This window comes from Natronorubrum halalkaliphilum, from assembly GCF_009834785.1.
GTDB lineage: Archaea > Halobacteriota > Halobacteria > Halobacteriales > Natrialbaceae > Natronorubrum > Natronorubrum halalkaliphilum.
Window position 1 is genome coordinate 110491 of sequence record NZ_WUYX01000027.1, and the last position, 17254, is coordinate 127744.

19 protein-coding genes are annotated in these 17254 nt (G+C 56.9%); 13 read left to right on the forward strand and 6 right to left on the reverse strand.

From position 1 onward, the window contains the following. The first annotated feature begins 62 nt into the window (after positions 1-62). The 12 genes from GS429_RS08360 (at position 63) to GS429_RS08415 (ending at position 10438) form a co-directional block, all read left to right on the forward strand. Positions 63-224: a hypothetical protein gene (locus GS429_RS08360; RefSeq protein ID WP_160064499.1), complete on the forward strand. Its 162-nt coding sequence runs from the start codon at positions 63-65 to the stop codon at positions 222-224. A 90-nt stretch (positions 225-314) separates the two neighbouring features. Next, positions 315-761 (forward strand): hypothetical protein, encoded by a 447-nt coding sequence (locus GS429_RS08365; RefSeq protein ID WP_160064501.1) that lies wholly within the window; start codon positions 315-317, stop codon positions 759-761. 6 nt (positions 762-767) lie between these two features. After that, positions 768-1184 carry a hypothetical protein gene (locus tag GS429_RS08370; protein WP_160064503.1) on the forward strand — a complete coding sequence of 139 codons (417 nt, stop codon included), beginning with the start codon at positions 768-770 and terminating at the stop codon, positions 1182-1184. A 1-nt stretch (position 1185) separates the two neighbouring features. Continuing rightward, entirely contained in the window at positions 1186-1548 is a 363-nt protein-coding gene (locus GS429_RS08375) for an HK97 gp10 family phage protein (protein ID WP_160064505.1), read from the forward strand. Then, complete coding sequence (locus tag GS429_RS08380) at positions 1545-2012, forward strand: hypothetical protein (RefSeq protein WP_160064507.1); 468 nt, start codon at positions 1545-1547, stop codon at positions 2010-2012. The genes GS429_RS08375 and GS429_RS08380 overlap by 4 nt, the downstream gene beginning before the upstream one ends. Before the next feature lie 27 nt (positions 2013-2039). Then, complete coding sequence (locus GS429_RS08385; RefSeq protein ID WP_160064509.1) at positions 2040-2603, forward strand: hypothetical protein; 564 nt, start codon at positions 2040-2042, stop codon at positions 2601-2603. Positions 2604-2605: 2 nt separating this feature from the next. Then, the gene (locus GS429_RS08390) at positions 2606-3043 is read left to right on the forward strand and encodes a hypothetical protein (protein WP_160064511.1); all 438 of its coding nucleotides are present in this window, start codon (positions 2606-2608) and stop codon (positions 3041-3043) included. Between the two features lie 169 nt (positions 3044-3212). Continuing rightward, positions 3213-5072 carry a phage tail tape measure protein gene (locus tag GS429_RS08395; protein ID WP_201293987.1) on the forward strand — a complete coding sequence of 620 codons (1860 nt, stop codon included), beginning with the start codon at positions 3213-3215 and terminating at the stop codon, positions 5070-5072. Between the two features lie 3 nt (positions 5073-5075). Beyond that, on the forward strand, positions 5076-5582 hold the full coding sequence (locus GS429_RS08400) for a hypothetical protein (RefSeq protein ID WP_160064515.1): 507 nt from the start codon (positions 5076-5078) through the stop codon (positions 5580-5582). A 5-nt stretch (positions 5583-5587) separates the two neighbouring features. After that, positions 5588-6127 (forward strand): hypothetical protein, encoded by a 540-nt coding sequence (locus GS429_RS08405; RefSeq protein ID WP_160064517.1) that lies wholly within the window; start codon positions 5588-5590, stop codon positions 6125-6127. 17 nt (positions 6128-6144) lie between these two features. Beyond that, positions 6145-6807 carry a hypothetical protein gene (locus GS429_RS08410; RefSeq protein WP_160064519.1) on the forward strand — a complete coding sequence of 221 codons (663 nt, stop codon included), beginning with the start codon at positions 6145-6147 and terminating at the stop codon, positions 6805-6807. 328 nt (positions 6808-7135) lie between these two features. Then, the gene (locus GS429_RS08415; RefSeq protein WP_160064521.1) at positions 7136-10438 is read left to right on the forward strand and encodes a hypothetical protein; all 3303 of its coding nucleotides are present in this window, start codon (positions 7136-7138) and stop codon (positions 10436-10438) included. A gap of 4 nt (positions 10439-10442) precedes the next feature. On the opposite strand, the gene GS429_RS08420 is transcribed toward GS429_RS08415, so the two are convergent. Beyond that, positions 10443-12044: a hypothetical protein gene (locus tag GS429_RS08420; protein ID WP_160064523.1), complete on the reverse strand. Its 1602-nt coding sequence runs from the start codon at positions 12042-12044 to the stop codon at positions 10443-10445. Positions 12045-12276: 232 nt separating this feature from the next. On the opposite strand from GS429_RS08420, the gene GS429_RS08425 reads away from it, so the two are divergent. Next, a complete protein-coding gene (locus GS429_RS08425; protein WP_160064525.1) occupies positions 12277-13260 on the forward strand; it encodes a hypothetical protein in 984 nt (327 codons plus the stop codon). Between the two features lie 15 nt (positions 13261-13275). On the opposite strand, the gene GS429_RS08430 is transcribed toward GS429_RS08425, so the two are convergent. The 5 genes from GS429_RS08430 to GS429_RS08450 all read right to left on the reverse strand — a co-directional run bounded on the left by GS429_RS08430 (position 13276) and on the right by GS429_RS08450 (position 17098). Then, a complete protein-coding gene (locus tag GS429_RS08430) occupies positions 13276-13461 on the reverse strand; it encodes a hypothetical protein (protein ID WP_160064527.1) in 186 nt (61 codons plus the stop codon). A 48-nt stretch (positions 13462-13509) separates the two neighbouring features. After that, complete coding sequence (locus GS429_RS08435; protein WP_160064529.1) at positions 13510-14358, reverse strand: hypothetical protein; 849 nt, start codon at positions 14356-14358, stop codon at positions 13510-13512. A gap of 1676 nt (positions 14359-16034) precedes the next feature. Then, positions 16035-16685: a J domain-containing protein gene (locus GS429_RS22140; RefSeq protein ID WP_160064531.1), complete on the reverse strand. Its 651-nt coding sequence runs from the start codon at positions 16683-16685 to the stop codon at positions 16035-16037. Next, on the reverse strand, positions 16678-16851 hold the full coding sequence (locus GS429_RS08445) for a hypothetical protein (protein ID WP_160064533.1): 174 nt from the start codon (positions 16849-16851) through the stop codon (positions 16678-16680). Before GS429_RS08445 ends, GS429_RS22140 begins: the two co-directional genes overlap by 8 nt. Beyond that, on the reverse strand, positions 16844-17098 hold the full coding sequence (locus GS429_RS08450) for a MarR family transcriptional regulator (protein WP_328821302.1): 255 nt from the start codon (positions 17096-17098) through the stop codon (positions 16844-16846). The genes GS429_RS08445 and GS429_RS08450 overlap by 8 nt, the downstream gene beginning before the upstream one ends. Positions 17099-17254 lie beyond the last annotated feature (156 nt).

A 17254-nucleotide genomic window follows, 5' to 3' on the forward strand; every position in this document is an offset into this window, starting at 1 on the left:
GCCAACAGAGCCAGAGCAAGAGACACCGAGGGACCTCCCGGCAGCTGTCCGGGTGCTTGACCATGAGTGACAACATCGACTGGGATCGATTCGACTACCGGGTACTGATGACAGCACTCCGGTTCGGAGACGATCCGCACGGGGGTGGCGGTCAAAACGTCACTGCTGAAGATGTTCAAAAGGCGCACGAACGCGGCGAGTTGCCCGTGGAGGTCTACGTATGAGTGGCGACCAGGTCGACGTCTACGACGACGATGTTCAGGAGGGGATGATGTGGACGCTTCTCTCGAAACAGGTCGAGGAGGGCTACTTCGATGAGTGACGACACCGACGTCGACGACTCTGACTACCGGACCAGCGTCGAGCACGTCAGGATGCAACTCGAGCCACAGGAGTACCCGATCGAGGAGCTCTCGGACGAACAGGTCGAGATCATCGGCCTGCAGCCAGCGCACCTCGACGTCGATGAACTTCTCGCGGACACCGGGATGTCCGAGCAGCGCCTCGAGATCATCGAACGACTGCTCGCTGGCCATCACCTTCTGAACACGCCGATCGAGGAGGTCCGGCAGACGATGGGCGAGACCCACAGCGACGGCTCGTCGACAACGTTCGCCGGTCCGAATCGATCGGCCGAGTACTACCGGTCGACACAGCTGGGCAAAGAGGCGATCGCGAAGGACACCTCGAACACCCTGCAGAACGTCGGGAAGAACCCGCCGCTGATGCGGACGCCCGACGCTCGCGGCTCCAGTCGCTAACTCACCATGACACGACTCCGGCCGACGCATCGGCTCACCGCGAGTCGCTTCGCTGTCGTTGAGTGCGACAGCGATGGCGACTGCCCGGACGGCTACGAGTGCGACGATGGCGTTTGTGTCGACGGCTACGGGCAGCCCCTCGAGGACGATCAGATCGTCGTCGAGGACGCACCGGTCCGCTATCACGCGGACGGGACCGAACTCACCCGCACCGAAGCCGGCGAAGAGGTCATCGACAACCCGGCGATCGTCGGTCGGCCCGAGCTCCTGAACGAACTACAGGCCGGCGACACCGTCACCCTCGAGCCGATTGCTGACGGTTACGAGACCTACGATGACCTCGAGATCGTCGGCTCACCGCTGCCCGCGTACGGGCGGCGGTCGCGACCAACCGCGACGCACATCGAACTGGAGACTGCCTAAGATGAACGCCGAGTTTCAGTGGACGTCCGACGTCACGATGGACGACATGGCGGAGTGGTTCCGGGACATGGAACCGCGTCTCGAGTCCGCGATGGAAGAGTACGCTGGCGTTGCCGGCGTCGCGATCCTCGGCACGATCGTCACGAATGCACCGAAGGATACCGGCCAACTCGCCGGGACGATGGACATCGAGATCGAGCAGGTCAGCGAGACCGAGGTCGTAATCGAGTGGGGTAACGACGAGGCCGAGTACGCTGGCATCGTCGAGTTCACCCAGCCGTTTCTTGCGCCGTCGTTGCGCGAAGAGAAGGACACGATCCGCGACGCTCTCGAAGCAATGCACGAGGAGGCGATGGACCGGTGAGCGACCACCGGCCTCGACTCCGCGCCGTCCGCGAGATGATCCTCGGACGCCTCGTAGCCGACGATCAGCTGGCCGACCTCCTCGAGCAGGCCGACGTCGACGACGCCTCGGACGTGATCGTGCCGGCGACCGTCGCCCGGACCTGGCACGAAGACGACGGCGCACCGGACCCGCCGGACGTCGTCGTTCACGTCATGGTTCGGACCGACCTCGAGGAGCCACGCAATCTGCGGACCGAGGCGACGTTCAACGTCCAGGTCGGCTTCGAATACCGGCCCAGCGTCGGTCGCCGGCAGCCGACGACCTGGCCCGACGACGTCCTGGGCGCGATCGCGTCGGTCGGAAACGATCGGATAGAAGGGTGGTACTGGGACGGGGAGACCGGCGGGACCGACCCGACGTTCGACGACTCGATCAACCGCTTTGTCGCCGGCAAGACGTTCGAGATCCGGCGCATCGCCTGACGACTGACAGCAGACACGACACCATTTATGACAACCGACATCACCAGCGATCTGGAAGTCGAGGGCTCGCAAGTCCTCGTCTTTCACGCGGACGAAAGTGGCACAGACCCCCAGTACACCGGCCTTGCGCTGCAGGAGAAAGACGACCTCTCGGTCGACGTCGACGAAGGTGACGACGACTTCAACCCCGGCGGTGCGCGACGGACGCGACGCTACCGGACGAACAACACCGTCGACGTCGAGGTCTCCTCGGCGATCGCCGCGGACACCAGTGGACTCGAGAAGATCGGCGTCGTCGTCGACGACGATGACGGCATGGCGATCTCGTTCGACACCGAGGACCGTCGCGTGGGTTTCGAAGACGACGAGTGGATCGGCATGGCGTACTTCAAGGACGACGTCCTCGCCCAGCTGAAGGCCGGCGACGAGATCGATCTCCTCGAGGACTCTGAGCTTTGTCACCGGTTCGACGACCTGAAGCTCACCAGCCCAGAGATCGATCCAAGCGAGACGCCGCCGACCGTCTCCTGGACGTGGTGGGTCGAGGGCTCGCCCATCTACATCGACTACTACCCAGACGGAGGTGAGTGACGATGGCGGGCGCTACGCTCGCGAACGCTGGTGCTGTCGCCGAGACAATCGAGCAGCGCGACGAGCGCGAAGCCGAGCGTCGCGAAGACCTCGCCGAGACCTACTCGCTGCAGCAGCGCCTCGAGCGCCAGCTGGCCGAAGAGTCGATCGACGTCCCGATCGGTGACGAGACAGTCGAGTTCCGCCCCTTCGGTCGGGAGGCCTCGCAGTTCGCCTCGCTCTGCCAGGAGCATCTCGAGAACATCGACGAGGAGAACATCGAGGCGGAGTTCGACGAAGCGCTCGATCGCATGTACGCGGTCGCCGCCGACTTCTCCAAGCCCGATGAACTCGATCTCGACTGGTGGGAGCGAAACTTCTCAATCCCGCGCATCATCGCCGTACTGACGTTCGTCAACACTGAGGGTCGGCCACTCTCAGAGGATGAGTCAAAAAAGTAGCAGAGTCCCCGATAGGCCAACGGATCGGGGAGCTCTGCACACTCCAAGACTGGACACTCACAGAGTGGGCTCAGTTCGACCAGCAAGAACAGCGCTGGTGGCTCTTTTGGTATCGAAAACAGCGGGAAGAAATCGGCCAGAGTCACCAGCAGGTTAGAGATCGGTACTCATGACATTCGAACACTTGACCAGCCAAATGGCTCTCGACGCCAGCGACTATGTTTCCGGCGCCAGCGACGCCGCCGACGCCAGCGAGGATGTCGGTGGTGCGACCGGAGACATGTCCGAGTCGTTGTGGGACGTTGAGCCGGCAGGAATGGCCGCTGGCGGAGCGCTTGCTGGCCTCGCAACCGCAGGCCAGGGCATTCTCGACTCGACGCGTGAAACCCGAGAGGGGCTCGATCGGACCGCCGAGACGATGGGGATCACCAGCGACGCGGCTCGAGATCTCGCGACAGACATGAGCGACGCGACGTTCAGCCTCGACGAAGCCGAGGGCACGATGGACTCGCTCGCGTCTATGGGCGTCGACTCCGCCGATGATATGGAGGATCTGGCGCTGCAGATGGACGAGATTGGCGACGCGACCGGCAACACCGCCGACTCCGTGACCGACGCCGTCGGCCCAGCACTCCGCGCGATGGGTGAAGACGTCGAAGATGTCGGCGAACACGCGGATACGTTCACGCACATCGCCGAGAACACGACGATGGAGTTGGACGAGTTCTCGCAGATGACGACGAAGTTGGGTCCCGAACTCCAGGAGATGGAGATGGGCGTCGACGACACTGCAGCCATCATGGGCGCGCTCGAGGAGAAGGGGATGGACTCCCGGACCGCGATGTCGGAGTTCCGACAGGCGACCAACGATGCCGACGGCGACCAGGAGGAGTTGATGGACTCGCTCGGGCTGACGAGCGAGGAACTCGAGGACCAACACGGCGCTCTCGAGGATGCCGAAGGGATGACCAAAGACCATGCCGAGGCGGCGAACGACAACGTGTCGACGATGGACGAACTCCGGGCATCGTTTGCGGACGCGAAGCTTTCGGCATCGGGTTATCTTGGACCGCTCGAGTCGTTGATGCCAGCTGCACAGGCCGCTGGTATCGCACTGATGGGCATGTCGGCGGTTAACGTCGGTACCGTTGCGCCCTCGTTCGCAACCGTCTCCGCTGCGGCTGCCCCGATCACGGCAGTCGTGCTCGGGCTCGCGGCGGCGGGCGCGGCGTTATATGCCGCGTGGTCCAGGGATATCGGAGGTGTCCAGGGCAAGACCGAGACTGCAACCGCTGCGATCATGGACGGCCTCGAGTGGCTCGTCGACGGCGTCGAGTGGGCGATCGACACGGCCGACTACATTCTCACTGACTGGTCACCCGGAGAGACGCTATCGAACGCTAAAGAGGAAATGCTCTCCCCCATGCGAGATGTCCGCGAGGCGATTCCGAGTGATATCGACGAGGCAACCGGCCTCGCGCTCGACATCTTCCGCAGTTGGCATCCGGCAGGTATCGTCTGGAACAAGCGCGACGAGATCATGGACGCACTCCCCGGAGCGAGCGATGCTCGCGACGCTGCGGGGTCGTTTACTGACGGGTTCGCCGACGGCATCCGCGACAACATCCCCGATGTTACCGGCGCCGTCGACAGCATGACCGACGCCGCCAGCGATTACCTCCCGAGTTCGGACGCCGAGAAAGGAGAGTTCTCGAGACTCACAGACGCTGGCAAAGCAGTCCCCGAGACGATCGGGTCGAGTTCTGAGAAAAATTCGGACGCGCTTGCTGACGGTATCGGCTCGACAGTCGAGTCAGTCGATGATGTCCCGTCGAACGCAACGGGATCGGGTTCGTCGCCATCGGGGGGTCGCGATACCAGTCGCACCGAGGAGCTCCTCGAGCGGATCGCCATGCTCCTGGAGACACTCGAACTCGATATCGAGGGCGAACTCGAGATCAACAACCGACGCTTCAACGACTTGTTCGAGGCACGACTACGCAAAGCTGGCCGACAAGCGAGGAACTGACCGATGACAGACGAGACAATTCACTGGGCGATCGGCGAAAACGTCGCGAGCGGACTCACGGATGAAACGCCGCTCCTGACGCGGGGGGACAAGATCACGCTCCGGTTCTTCTTCAATGGAAGAGGGACCGAGCACACTGACGGCGTCGAGCACAACGACGGCCTGATTCACGGCGATGCGATCGGTTCGTTCCGGGCTGTTCGCGACCGACTGACGTTCGCGAGCGCCTCGATCAACACCGGGACGACTGACCGCGGCGTCCCGTGGGTGCGTGAGCGCCTTCCGGATCACGCGCCGGTCGAATCGCAGATTATCCTCGTCAAACCAGCCGATGAGGAAAGTGACGCCGATCCGTTTTGGGCAGCTGTCATCGGTGGTGACGACTTCTCGAGACCAGCGAGTAAACGCAACGCGAGAGAACTCGAGCTCGAGTTGTTCGTGATCGCCGACGGCGACGAGTACGACGATCGTGAGGAACTCCTCGACGAGCTCGGTTCATCCGTAATATAAGAACCATGCCAACAGAAGACGAAACTACAGCGAACGGCCTGAACTTGCCCGCTATCGGCATTCCGACCGACTGGGCGAGTCAGTATCGGGAGAACTTCAAGAAACTACAGCAAATGCTGTTCGGCGGCTCGAGCGACCTCGAGGTCCAGTCGGTGACGGCCGAGGTCCTTGAATCCGAGAACGTCGAGGCAGACGATCTCGTCGTGTTCCGAGTCGGCGGTGACGTCGTCGCCGGCGGGACGATCCGACAGTTCGATGGCGGCGGCCTCGAGGTCGACTCGGACGGCCGACTTCGGGTCACAGAGCCACCCGACGGTGACTGGGACGGAATGAGCAACCCGGCGACCGCCGACCTCGATATGGACGGCTACAACGTCGAGGACGCTGGGACCGTTGCGGGCGGGACCGTCCGCGGCGAGGACGAGTGGGAACCACCCGTTTACGAGACGCTCGAGGACGCCGAGGCGTCAGCCGACCAAATGCGTCAGGGCGGGTTCGTTTGGGTCGAGGAAGAGCAACGATATTACTACGAAGACGGAAACTAACACAAGGTGATATAAAAATGACACTACAACCGGGAGCGAATCGACAAGATGTGCGGTACGAAAGTGGACACATAGGGAAAACCTTCTGGTTCCCTCGACAGATACCGGACCAAATCGAGGTCGAAACAACCGGGACCGCGAGTGCATCAACCAGCCACACCGCTCTTCAAACATCCCCCGGCGACCCGGGAGATTATGCGGCCCTCAGGCATTACAGACCGACTTTTAGTATGGATGCTAATATTTGCGTGATAGATTTTGTCGGGAGTCAATCGGGAGTCTCGTTCCAAGAGGACGATCAGGAGGTATTCCATGATATGTATGTCGGTGCATTAGATATTAGCGATCCGACTGACTCACACTCGTATGGAATCAACCTAACAACCGGCGAAGTAATCGAGGCGGGCGAGGTGTCCCATACGTTAGATGCAAGTCATATTGATTCCGGCAACCGTCGTCGTGCTTGGAACGCTCGTATTGAAATGAATTTCGACGAGGGCCGTTTCCGCGCCTCCTACAAACATGATGGAGTGTTCGATTCTTACGCAACTGGGACGGGTAATACGGACCTTTGGAACGCCCGCGATAACCTATTCGGTTTAATGACGGTCGAAGACGGCCATCATCCCGATTTTAGACTCGCCGGGGCTCGCCAATCAATCATCCCGACTCGTGAATAACAATGACATCTGAAACAACAATCCGATTTGTCCCGAGCGTATCACACAAACTCCCTCGAACCGTCTCAAGCTCGGCTATCGCGGAGGTACTACGGGAGAACGTCGAGCCGTCCGATGAAATTGATTCATGGCGAGATATCGCCAAACGCGTGCCCGGGCACCGCGAGTATTTCGAGCTTACTGTTTACGGTACCAGCCCCGACGAAAGCGTATTAGACGGCATTGAAACGGCGATTCTCGACACGTTCGACGTCGTCGTCGAAAAAGAGTGGTCAACGACCACGGAACCAGAACTCGACGAGCCGACTGACGACTGACGACGCTACTTATGGACGACATAGACATCCCTCGAGAGCGACGCGACCAGCTGCTCGAGTTCCCGAATGTGATCGGCCACGGAATCGGACGAGAGAAGTCAGGCGGCGAGTACACGGGCGACATCGTCGTCGTGGCGTACGTCGACGAAAAGGTCCCGGAGAGGGAACTCAACGACGAGGACGTCCTCCCCGACGAGTTCGACGGGACGGCCGTCGACGTCCAGCCAGAGGGCGCCGAGCCGATCGCGACCGGCGATTATGAAAACTACGAGCCGCGGGGCAACCGTGACGAGGAGATTCGCCCGTTCGCCGGCGGTGTCGAAATCGGTGACGGTGAAGGCGATCCGTGGGGAACCGCCGGTGCCGTCGTCGAACTCGACGGCGAGGTCGGCTTCATCTCGAACAACCACGTCCTGTGCGACGACGAAACCGACTGTACCGGCCGCGAGGTGTTCCAGCCGGCGGACGTCCTCGAGGACGTCGCCGAGGATGATGACCTCGAACTGGAGGACTATCGCGTTGGAGAGGTGACGTCGCTCGGCGATATCGATCCGGACGGACCCGATGATGAGAACCTCGACTTCGGATTCGTCACGCTCGAAGAGGACGTCGAGGTGGGTCGCTACCTATTCGGAATGAAGGAGGTCGACTCGTTTGGTGAGTCAAATTTCGACGAGCGGTTCCTCAAAACCGGCGTCCGTACCGGCCTCTCGAGCGGTCTCCTCGAGGCGACGGACGTCACGATCGACGTCGAGTACGATCACGGCTCAGTCACCGTTACCGGCGTGGACAAGTACCTGACCAACGTCGCACCCGGCGACTCCGGCTCGATCATCGGCCGGATCAACGCCTCTGGTAACTTCGAAATGACTGGCCTGACGTTTGCAGCGTACTACGAGGACGAGGCGCACGACCTTTCACCGGCGCTATATGCACACCCAGTCAGTGCGATCGAAGACGCCGGATTCGAACTCGGGCCTGCCGACGTCGAGGCCGATGTCCCTGACGGCGGCGACGGGGACGCCTTTATCGAGATTTCCGGCTATCGGACAGCAATTGGTCGCGGTGAGATCCGAGTCCGGGCGATCGCGTCGAACACGGGCGGGACCGACTGGCCGTCGTCGGGGACGATCGTCCTCATCGACGCCGGCGGCGAGACGATCGGTGAGGAAGACATCGATATCGATTCTGGGCGGTGCCAGACTCTGACGTTCGATATCAGCGATGACTACGAGGGCGAAACACTCCGCCTCGAGGCACTCGATGCGGACGGGGCGCTCGTTGACGAGGATCTCGTCCTCGGCGATGCATACCTCGATCGCTTCGAGCCGCTCGGTCCCGGGTACACAATTTACTTGACTCGAGGCGGTGATCGCGATCCCGACAGCGAACACACGGCCGTCCTCGGTCCCGATGATGTGATCGATCCGAGCCTCCCGGGAACACATACTGATATCGACGAGTGGGAGTGTTACGTTCCGTTAACACGCGAGCTCGAGGATTGGCGTCTTGCCGAGATGTTCGTCGTGTACGAGACGCAGTCGGGCGACAGTGAGCTCATATACCGCGGCCGGCTTGACACCGTCAACCACGATAAGGGATCCGACTTGACGACACTCCGAGGCGAGTCGGTCGAGTACAAACTCGACCAGGGGTCGGCACAAAAGCACTATCAGGGCGAGGCCGCCGCCAACGCGCTCGAGGAATACTGGGCTGAGGAGACGCCGTTCGAGGCCGTCGTGCATGAACCCGATCCGAACGTCGTCGACGAGGGAAAGATCGTGCAAAGCGCCTCGTCGACAGCCGACCTTGAGAACTTATTCAACTGGGACGAGGCCGACCGCGAAACACTCCCTGTGGACATTTCAGACGGCACGATTGAACTCCTTCAGACGTGTTATGTGCTCGACTTAGAAGGCGGTTATAGTGATGATCAATACTCTGGTGGGGAGGCAGACGGCCCTAATACAGTCCCAACCGTTGATTTTGACTACACGATCCCTGCAGAACACCTACATATTTCTCTTCGAGAAGGGATCTTCTCTGGGAATCGGGATGTGAGAGTTCGCTTTGATGGGACGGACCTCTACCAAGGTATTGGGGTGGGGAGCAACGACCAACCGTCGTGGTGGCATCTATCTAATTTATACGACATTCGGGGTGGTGACGATAGTGATGGGGGCTCGTTCCTCCTTGAGTATCAAGATAGCAGTGATGGTCAGTATGTTGTTGACGTGGTCGTCATATACGATAGACGATATCACAATTCGGATGACTTCGATGACGAACTCCACGAGCCTGGTGGTTACTTCGATAGACCGTACCTCTATCCACCAGAGTACACATTTGAAAGTGCCATTCATGATGACCCGTATAACACGACAGCCGCGGATCTTGTTGTCTCGGCTACTGGTATAAATGACAACTTCTCCGTAGAACTCAGTAACAACGGCGGCGACAGTTACCCGATCGGGGCAGACGGCACCAACTCGGTGTCGGGGAGTTTCGGTAACACGTTCGGATCGCTCGTGCGATCGAGGTTGACTCTCGGTGCATATCCGATCGAGGGAAACCCGCAGGATGCGACTCCGAGATACGGGTACAACAGCCAAGCAATCTCCTCATATGAGCTCGAGATAACGACGAACGATCTCGGGATTTTCAACGATCGAGAGTTCGTCGGAAGCGACTTCGAAATTCAGCAAGACTTGCACGACGAGGCCGGGTATCGATGGGTCGCCGAGTACGATGACGAGGAGTTCCTCGTTACTTCGTTCCCTCGAGGTGGAATCGTTGAGGAGGATGTCGACTGGACCACGCTCGAGGGCGTTTCGGATGGCTTCGAGATGCGGGATTATGCGAATGTCATCACGATATACGGCGCGTATGACGAGGACAACGAGGAGTACCTCGTTGCCGAGGCGCGTGCCGAGGAGGAAATACAGCGGCTCATCGACCTCGGATTCTCCGAGGAAGAAGCCGAAATCGAGGATTCGGAGATCGAGCCAGACATCGATAACCCGGAGGACCTCCGGCAGATTGCGACGCGGGAGCTCGCCAATCGCGTTCGCGAGGACGAGCGCGAGGCATCCATCCCGATCGTCCCGAAGGCAATTGACCCGGGGAAGAGCTACCCGGTTCCTGATATCGCTCGCCCTGGAGAAGAGCCACCGGTCCTTCCGCTCGAGTCGATCGACTTCTCTGATGGGCAGGATCCAAGCGGCGAACTACATTTTGAATCGAGAACCGATATCTCAACAGTCGTGAGGACGGTCTCGAGAGACGTCCGTCGGACGCGAAGTGCGATCCGGTGACTGATTAGGGAGATCGAAGGACCAGTCCCACAAGCAGCAGCGCGAGGATTGCAGCGACAGCACCGAAAGCTGGCTGAGCATCATCGTCCTGATCGGCATCTCCGTCCTCGTCAGAATCTTCTTCTTCTATCTCGGTTTCGTCCTGGTCTTCGTCGTCATTCTCCTCAACGGAGGCATTCTCGTCGTCTTCAGTCTCCACTTTCTCTTCTTCACCTTCGTCTTCTTCGGTTTCGTCTGTATCGTCCTCGTCATCTGGCCCATCACCAGGCGACGGTGGTACGAATCCACCGCCTCCGTTACCGCCGTCATCCTCTTCTTCCTCTTCATCCTCCTCGTCAGGAGCCTCGAGGGTGATCGTAGTGGACACTGCCCCCGAGATATCCACCGGTGTCGTGTAGATCGTATGGTTCCCACCATCAGCGTCAATGCCGTCGAACTCAAGGGCCATCGATTCCTCCGCACTCGCGTTTTCAATGACGATATTACCGTCCTGTTCAGTCGCGTTCGGCATCGCGTTCAACAGTTCCTCAGCTGAGAGCCCGTCCGCCCAGAGATTCAGATCGTATCCATCCCGGTTGGACTCCACTGTCAATTCGGTCTCTCCATCGGCTCCGAGATGATCTTTCGTTACCGACGAGGAGAGGTGCTGCTGCTGGCTGTAGAACAGGGTTTCAGATTCATTACTATATATGCTCCTCAACTCCCACGCGTTTAACTCACTCTCAGATTCGTTCGTTGTGATCCCAGGCGTGTTAGCTATGCTAACAGTGGCGTTTTCAGTTCCTTCCCGGAACGCGGTTACTACCTCGCCATCTGGATTGATGACTTCGGAACTGTTGGTCACTTCATTGATTGTGTAGTGGGCAGTATGACCCTCCCAGAACGTGTCACCGGTATCAAGCACGACATCTTCGCGATCAACACGATACGTCGTTTCGTTGGGATCTGCTACATCCAGTAGTGCCGATTCAGATGCGATCCCATCAGCAGACTCCACCTCGAGGTAATACTGCGGTGCGTCCAAGTCGTCGATCAAAATTGACTCAGAAACACCTCCGAACTCGTCGACGCGAACGGTTCCATCCTCGAGTTCAGTGGTGTTTGCATCACTCAGCAGCGTATCTAACAGGTCCTGATCAGCATCAAAAATAGCGTCTGTTGAATCACGGTTTGAAGATACGGAAAGGTCGTATTCGATGGAATCTCCGCCGTCGGAAACGTATCTTGTATCGGCACCCCTGATCGAGATCTCCTCGACCGAATAGAAGAAGTTGACCGTGACGTCGTTTCCTTCAACGGAGTAAACCCCCTCTTCTGATAGATTGAGCGCCCTGGTATCGATCCAGAGTTCTCCGTCCCCAGTTGTGTTTACCTCATCTTGCCCTTCTCCAACCAGATTGGTGATCGTAACCGTCTCGTTCGGTCCAAACAAGGTCTCGTTGTAGAGGACATCCCCTTTCCAGTACTCTCCATCGTCGACAAGCGGTTCTGCATCCGTACTGTTCCAGTCAGAGCCATTGGTGGTCGTACCAGCAACACCGGCTGATGCAGCAGCGAGGAAACAGACGATCACCGCTAAGGCGATCGCGACGCGCGTCCTTTGCATACGGACGCTATCCTCACATATACTGATAAATATGATTGACTGACGGAAATATTCGAGTCGGGGCTACTCTCGCAGATTGTTGCCGATCTCGAGTTCGTTAGCGACCTGTTCGAGTTCGACGTCGTAGCTTAGGTGGTGATCGACGGCCGACTACCGTGCAATCCAGCGGAGCCAGAAGACTGTGCAAATAGTGCCTGCTAGATTTATATTCAAGTAAGGATATAATAACCGTATGGTGACAAGCAGGCGGTCTGTCATAACTGGTCTGGGCTCCTCTCTCTTCCTTGCTGGTGGGGTCACAACGGTGAGTGCGGAAGAGGACGATCAACTCAGTGAGGTCGAAGAGTTCATATCTGGTTTTGGGGAGGAGATCTACGAGACTACAGCAGAGGCTCCTGAAGCCCTCGTAGAATTCGCATCTCAGCTTGATGCGGAAGGTGAGTTCAATCTCGAGAAGTTAGAAGAGGAAATCGATGACGGACACCGACAGACATATCGACTACAGCATCTCGCTCAATTATTGAATCAGGAACTCGGCACAAGCCTTCCGACCAGCTATATCGACGATATCAACGTTACGACAGGCAAACTGAACTCCCACCTCCCGATTATCGCATCGGGACAGAATCTAATAGAGGCCGGAAATGAATATCAGATAGCACGCGAAGAGGGTGTTGACACCCAAGAGGCCGAAGAGGAACTGATGATCTCTGTGCTTCTCTTCTGTTGTGAGCTCTACCTCCTGCAGTCTACGACTGTGTATCAGCTGTCATTCAGCGGGACCCGATATGTAGCGAATACGGGGTTGGTACGTTTTCGAGGAGTTCTCGGACTCCGTGGATACGCCCTTATCCTCAGTGAAGTACACTGGGCTATTCGCGGCACCATCGTTGGCGTTATCGATACGATCATCCGGAGGACCAAATCGATCCTGAGAGACAATTCTAGAGACCTCATCGAGATGCTCGGTCGTAGTGGCGCGGGTGAACTCACGAACCTCATCGAAGATCAGGAGCAGCTCGACTACGATTTCCTCGAGGAAGAGCCAGAAGAACCAGAGGAAATAGACGACCCCATGGTATTGAACGAGTCAGGTAATGAAACAGCACCTCCGGCGATTGTTGCTGGAGACGGTGGCAATGATGCTACGCCAGGTTTCGGGATCGTAGCCACAGGCGTTGGATTGCTGGCAGCACTACGAGTTCTCACTGATTAATCGAATTGATGCATGTCACTCGGCCCCGATCTCGAGTTCCACTGGGATTTCCTCAGGTTCGAGATCGTAGTCCAGGAGGCGATCGGCGGCGAGCATCCGGGCTCTTCGCGAGAGTTCGGGATCGACGTCCTCGTAGTGGACTGAGAATTCGGTCAGTGCAACGGCAGTCAACAAGTCGTCTCGACGTTGTTCTGCGGACATCGAAGTGTCTGGCCGCGGCTTCTTATTTAAAGGATGGCATGAAAACAACTACTCAACTGCTGGTTCGTCGCTCTCTCCAGAATCGTCTTTTTGTTCCTGCTCAATGGGTGTCGCTGCCCGCCCGTCTTCCGTATTCACTTCAACCCCTTCTAAATCCGAGATATCTAACTGATCCCAATTATATTGAGACATGAAAAATTCAGAGAGAATATAAACAGCAACGTCAGATTCGAAATGCCTTGCTCGCTGGAAAAACACATATGAAAGAGATATCATTCCAATACTCAAAAGAGTGAAATGTACCTCAGAAAGGGGTCCGGTATATACGAATAATGTCTCACCAACAGGAATGAAAAGCCCGAAAGCAAATGTCCCATAGTAGATAAAAAGAGATAGGGTAACGATATATAAACCACGGCTCGCAAGATGGAGCGACTGAATACGCAACCCCCTACTCCATTTTGACGATTCAAGATAAGCCAACATGGATTTGAAAACCTGCTCAATATTGTCGTTCCCGTCACAGTTCAGACTGAAAATTTCGATGCATAACTCCCGAGTTGCCCAGTCGACATTTGAAAAATCAGGATCGCGTGTGTCTGCCTCAAGCATCGCTTCCATCTTCTCATTAAAGGGCGGAGTCCGTTTACTCCAGGGAAGCCAACCAAACACTTTGCGGCCTGACATAGTAGATCCAACTGATTGAGTTGCCAAGCCGGCAGCGAATGATAGGATTGCTACCAGTATTGCCTCCATTAAACTCAGGTTAGGAATGAACCCTTGCGAACTAAAAAATGGCAATCCCATACCGAAGACCAGGATGGTTCCAGGAATAAAATTAGCAAACAGATCGTAGGCGTTGAACGTAAACCGATCTCTGACCACTGTGTCTGCCATACTCCTTGAACCAGTTACCATTTACAATAATTGTTGCGGTAACCCATCTTACGAATAGAATCCTGGGATGCCGATGTATCTCCTTCATATAATTGTGACACGAGAAACGTCGGCCAGTGGCCGACGTTGGAGCTCCCCATCCAATGGTGGTGTGTCAATCGGAGGGGCGACCGAGATCACGTTTCAGCTCGATAGGTCAACGTTGGAACGATCTCGATCAATAGCGAGGTGGCGTTTCCGAATGTCTCAAGTTGGACGGATCCTCGTCGGCAACGACAATGATCCTCCACCCCCCGCTGGTTACCTCATTCGATTGGCCTCGATTAAACGTGTTGGCCGTCTAAGAGGGGATCTCTTTTAGTCTGCGTGCCCCATCTTTGAATGAAAACGGCTGCCTACTCGTCGATGTCGTCGCTTTCGTCTGAAGTTTGCTTTTCCTGACCGGCAGGAGTATCCGGCCAGTCATCCCGCCGATACTCACCAGGGTGCTCGGTGTTGACGTGTTCAGCGAGCTCTCCAGCGCCACCAGTTGTGTACGAGCAGTCTGGTGAGGGACAGATCCACGTTCGGACCTCGGTCGAATCCTTAGTAGTCATATCAAATCGTTCTTACTGCACCGACTTGGTCGAACTGGTCGGGCCGTCGCTCCTTATGAAGAGTAGCGCGAGAGAAACGCCGGCTCAGGCCAGTTACGACGATAGAGCCGTTACTGCTCTGCGTCGCGCTCGCTCAGACAAAGCGGATATCGGAACTCGAGGAGTAGATAGAAGAATTTGATTCTGGAGAACAGAAAGATGGTTAGAGATTGAGACGGGTCTACGACCAAGGCCAATTATATAAATAATCCTTCTTAATAGACGGTTGATTGGTCAGATTCAGATATGGATGTTAAGTTGATGTGGCGGGTATTGCGAACTGACCCGCCGATATGGATTAGGTGGTTCCGTGATATAGTTGGCCGGTATGAAAGAGTCCTAAAACTGTGGACAGCATTTTCATATTTAGGTTGGATATGCATTGTCTTGGCAATTCCACCTTTCGTTTTCATTTACGTTCCAGGACCTCATCACCAAATCGGTTCTATTTTTGGGACTTTCCTCACGACTTGGGTTCTCATTTTGGCCCCCCTGCTATTTGGACTGCTTCTAATGTACGGCGTGAAATTTTTGGGCGTATGTATCTCGGTACTATCACACCCATGGACTTCTTCAAACACTAATGGAAGTGGTGGTAATCTGAAGACGCGGCCACCACTCAGAGATATAAATCAATTAGAGAGAAGCTATCGTTGGTACCTGCGTGGACTAGTATTCTATTTCCCAGTGACAAATATTTTAGCCATTGCTGACTCAACCACTCAATTTTCAACAGATATTCCGCGGTATGAACCCATAATATACTTGTTTGATTTCTTGCTATCTCACACACCATTCGCAATTTTATCTCCTATTTTTTCATTATTATCTGACTCCTTTACGTATGAAGATGGTGTCTTCCTATCGATAATTATAGTCGTACCGGGGGTATTTTTTGCAGCCGCCTTTCGTAGCCATCATGACGTTATATTAAACACATACGATGGACAAACCAGACTGTTTAAAATCACAATGGCTATCTCTGGTACTATGCCCGCTCTCTTGATATATATGCTGTATGTTAGGATATAGAACAGGTATTTATCGAAGAAGAAGTCTTTTCGCCTTCTGAATCCGTTTGTACGCCTCGACATCGGGATCGTCGCCGTCGGGGTGGACGTCCGAGGCCTTCCGGCGGGCGACCGCCGTGACGACGTCGTCCGAAGCATCCGGTGAGATCTCGAGAATCTCGTGGGGCTCTTGGTCGAGTTCGTCGCTGCTCGAGGCCGGTGGCGCGGCGATCGCCTCCTCGTCGGCGGGCGGCAGCTGGGCGACTTCGTCGATGTCCCGCGCGGTCTCGACGCCACATCGATCAGCGAGTCGAACCCGGCGAACCCACAGCGAGATCGCGCGGGCGTTCTCGCGCTGGCTCTCCCAGCGGTCGCAGGCGATCGCCGACTGTTCGCTCGAGTGCTCCTCGAGGTCGCGGTAGTAAGCCACGACGCCGACGTCGTCCGGGTCGGCGGACTTGTGCGGAATGTTCGAATCGTTCGCGTAGTGTGTTCCCGCGGTCTCGATCTCGACGTCGGTCTTTCCCCAGCGCTCGAGTTCCTCGACGATCGACTCGAAGGCCTTGCGATGGGTCAACGAGATGTTGCCGGGGTAGGCCTCGCGGTCGGTCGCGGGCGTACGTTCGTAGCCGTCGGGCCACTGAAGTCGCGAGCCGCCGTCGGCGTACTGCTGGCTACTCATCGGAATCACGCTCCACGTGGAGGGTTACTTTTGCAGCCGGTTTCGATGTCGAACTGACGTAGTCTGATGGCCCGTCTCCAACGACCGTCGCATCAAACCCTGCATCCTCCATCGCCTGCTCGATCTTCTGGATGTCATCTCCGTCAAGGTGGAGGCCTTCACTCATCGGGATCACGCTCCTCTCGGGGGTCCTCGACGAGCTCGTAGAGGCCTTCATACACTTTTCGCGCATTCCCGTGCTCAACGAGTCGCCCAAGCCGGTCACGGACGTACTGCAGACTGTATCCGGTCTTTTCAGAGGCGTATGGTGCCGTCACGCGTCCCTCGTTGAGCATATCGAGCAACTTCTCGTCGGCCGGACCAAGGTCTTCTGAGTCGAGCATTGAACCTTGGTTGGTAGTTGTTACGCTCACGTCTAAAGGGACAATGGCTTTGGACTTAACCCTTATGCCATAACCCATAGACCCTAAGGGTTAAGTAGCCGGCTGTATTATTATAGGATGAGCACGGGGCGCCTCGGAAAATCTGAGGCCGGTGTTACAGCACCGACCTCTCGTGCTCTATGGAGA